General features: G+C 70.6%; 3 protein-coding genes and 1 pseudogene. All 4 read right to left on the bottom strand.

Features of this window, described 5'->3' with window-relative positions; all coding sequences use genetic code 11:
• A pseudogene (locus AC3XYG_RS08870) lies at positions 1-552 on the bottom strand (VWA domain-containing protein); the annotation flags it as partial.
• Positions 542-1108 carry a GNAT family N-acetyltransferase gene (locus AC3XYG_RS08865; RefSeq protein WP_489139455.1) on the bottom strand — a complete coding sequence of 189 codons (567 nt, stop codon included), beginning with the start codon at positions 1106-1108 and terminating at the stop codon, positions 542-544. The gene AC3XYG_RS08865 and the pseudogene AC3XYG_RS08870, both read right to left, overlap by 11 nt.
• The gene (locus AC3XYG_RS08860) at positions 1105-2049 is read right to left on the bottom strand and encodes an AAA family ATPase (RefSeq protein WP_489139454.1); all 945 of its coding nucleotides are present in this window, start codon (positions 2047-2049) and stop codon (positions 1105-1107) included. The genes AC3XYG_RS08865 and AC3XYG_RS08860 overlap by 4 nt, the downstream gene beginning before the upstream one ends.
• A gap of 54 nt (positions 2050-2103) precedes the next feature.
• The coding region (locus tag AC3XYG_RS08855; RefSeq protein WP_489139453.1) for an adenylate/guanylate cyclase domain-containing protein at positions 2104-2819 on the bottom strand (716 nt) is incomplete at its 5' end.

The following is a 2819-nucleotide window of genomic DNA, read 5'->3' as shown; positions in this document are numbered from 1 at the left end:
GCGCCGGGTCGGCACGTCGCGCACCGGCAGGCGGAAGCGCGCGATGGCGGCGCGGGCCCGGGCCAGCTCTTCCGCGCTCATCTGCTCGAAATCCTTGTGCTGCAGCCGCTCGCGTTCCGAGAAGGTCAGGCTGGCATCGATCTCGATCTCCGGCGGGTCCTTGGCGTCGTCGGGCGCCTCGCCCCGGCCAGGCTGGTTGCGGTCGGCAAAGGCCTCCGCCACCCGGCGGTTGACCGCGCGCTCCTCTTCCTTGCCGGTGCGGATCTGCGGCAGCATCAGCGTCATCGCCCGCTTCAGCATGTCCGGATTGCGCCAGAACAGATGGAAGGCCTGGTCGAAGATGTCGCGCTGGTCGCGCCGGTTCACCAGGGTGGCATGCAGCGCCCAGTAGACATCCTGGCGGCTGGCGACGCCGATGGTCTCCAGCGCCTCCAGCGCCGCCAGGGTGCGGCCCGGCCCGACCGGCAGGCCGGCGGCGCGCAAGGCCCGGCAGAACTGCATGACGTTGAGGGCCAGGCGGCCCTGACCCTCCGGTGCCGGATCAGGCAGCATCGCGCCCCATCCAGTCTTCCGCGAGCAGGGCGTAGACATACTCGTCGCACCACTCGCCCTTGACCCAGGCGTGCCGCCGGAAATGCGCCTCGCGCCGGAAGCCCAGCCGTTCGAACAGCCCGAAGGATCGCGGGTTGCGCGTGTCGATCGAGGCGTGGAGGCGATGCTTGCCGCGATCCCGGAACAGGTGCCGGATCAGCGCGTCCAGCGCCTCGGTGGCGAGGCCGCGCCCCTGGGCGGTGGAGGCCAGGGACAGGCCGATCTCGGCCAGCCGCGCATCCTCGGCCAGGACATGGATGCCGATATCGCCGATCAGCCGGTCATCCGCCCGGCCGGCGATGGCGACCTGGAACCAGCTACCCCGCTCGTCATAGGCCGCGACCGCCTGCTCGGCGACGAAGGCTTCGGCCTGGCCGAGGCTGCAGCCGGTCCAGCTCTGCCACCGCGTCACGTCGGGGTCGTCGCGATAGGCCTGGAACGCGGCCACGTCCCGCGCCGCGAAGCGCCGCAGGGTCAGGCGGTCCGTCCGGATCGGGGCGAAATCGCCGTCGCTCATACCGGCATGGACACCGCGGCGGCGGCCGCGGCGTTCATCTCCGCCCGCATCTCGGACAACAGCCGCGCCGCCTCGGCCCCCTGGATCCGCTCGATGTCGTCCTGGTATTTCAGGATGGTGCCGAGCGTGTCGCGCACCACGTCGGGGTCGAGCTCCAGCACATCCAGCTCGGTCAGGGCCTGGGCCCAGTCCAGCGTCTCGGCCACGCCGGGATGCTTGAACAGGTCCATCCGGCGCAGCTTCTGCACGAAGGCAACGATCTGGGCGCTCAGCGCCGCCGGCGTGCCCGGCGCCTTGGTGTGCAGGATGGCGCGTTCGCGCTCGGCATCGGGATAGTCGACCCAGTGGTAGAAGCAGCGGCGCTTCAGCGCGTCGTGGATCTCGCGGGTGCGGTTCGAGGTGACGATGACGATCGGCGGCTCGGCCGCCTTGATCGTGCCCAGCTCGGGGATCGTCACCTGGAAGTCGGACAGCACCTCCAGCAGGAAGGCCTCGAACGGCTCGTCGGTGCGGTCCAGCTCGTCGATCAGCAGCACCGCCGGGCCGGTGATATCCGGCTCCAGCGCCTGCAGCAGCGGCCGGCGGATCAGGAAGCGCTCGTCGAAGATGTCGCGGGCCAGCGCGTCGCGATCCTGCACGCCGCCGGCCTCGGCCAGGCGGATCTCCAGCATCTGGCGCTGGTAGTTCCACTCATAGACCGCGGCGGAGATGTCGAGGCCTTCATAGCATTGCAGCCGCACCCGGCGCCGGCCCAGCGTCGCCGCCAGCACCTTGGCGATCTCGGTCTTGCCGACCCCGGCCTCGCCCTCCAGGAACAGCGGCCGTTTCAGGCGCAGCGCCAGGAACAGGGCGGTCGACAGCGACCGGTCGGCGACATAGTCACCGCGGGACAGGAGGGCGAGCGTCTCTTCGACGGAGGCGGGCAGGGCGACAGCGTTCATCGGACGAATCCCATTTTCCGCCAGGATAGAACCGGCGACGGTCCCGGACCAGCCTTACGCCGCGTCCGGGATCTTCTCGCCGCGCAGATCGCCGGCCGGGGTGAACAGCTCCTGCGGCTGGGCCACGCCGCGCAGCCGGCGGGTGCCGACGGAGATCAGGCGCACCGGGCACAGCTCGGCGAACCGGGCCGAGGTCAGGATGCGCTGGCCGGTCAGCTTGGTCATCTGCTCGATCCGCGCCGCGCGATTCACCTCCGGCCCGACCACGGTGAAGTCCAGCCGGTCCGGTGCGCCGATATTGCCGAAGAGGACCTCGCCGAAATGCAGGGCGATGCCGGCGCGGATCTCGTCCAGCCCCTCGGCCCGGCGCCGCACATTCATGGCGTCGAGGCCGGCGAAGGCGTCCAGCGCGCTGATCAGGGCGCGGGCGCAGGCCTCGGCCGTCTCCTCGCCATCGCCGATGCGGAAGATCGCCAGGATGCCGTCGCCCATGAACTTCAGCACCTCGCCGCCCGCGGTCTGGATCGCGCCGACGATGATGGTGAAGTACTCGTTCATCAGCTGCAGCAGCGTGTCGCGCGGCGTCGCCTCGGCCCGGGCGGTGAAGCCGCGCATGTCGCAGAACAGGATCACCGCCTCGAGCGACTGGGCGCCGCCGCGGACGATCTCGCCGTCCAGGATCCGGCGCGCCGCCTCGCGCCCGACATAGGTGTCGAGCAGGTGCTCCATCTTTTGGCGGTCGACCATGATCTCGCAGACGGCCCCCAGCG

It is taken from the genome of Inquilinus sp. (genome assembly GCF_057815775.1).
This window is presented reverse-complemented; position numbering and strand designations above follow the sequence as displayed.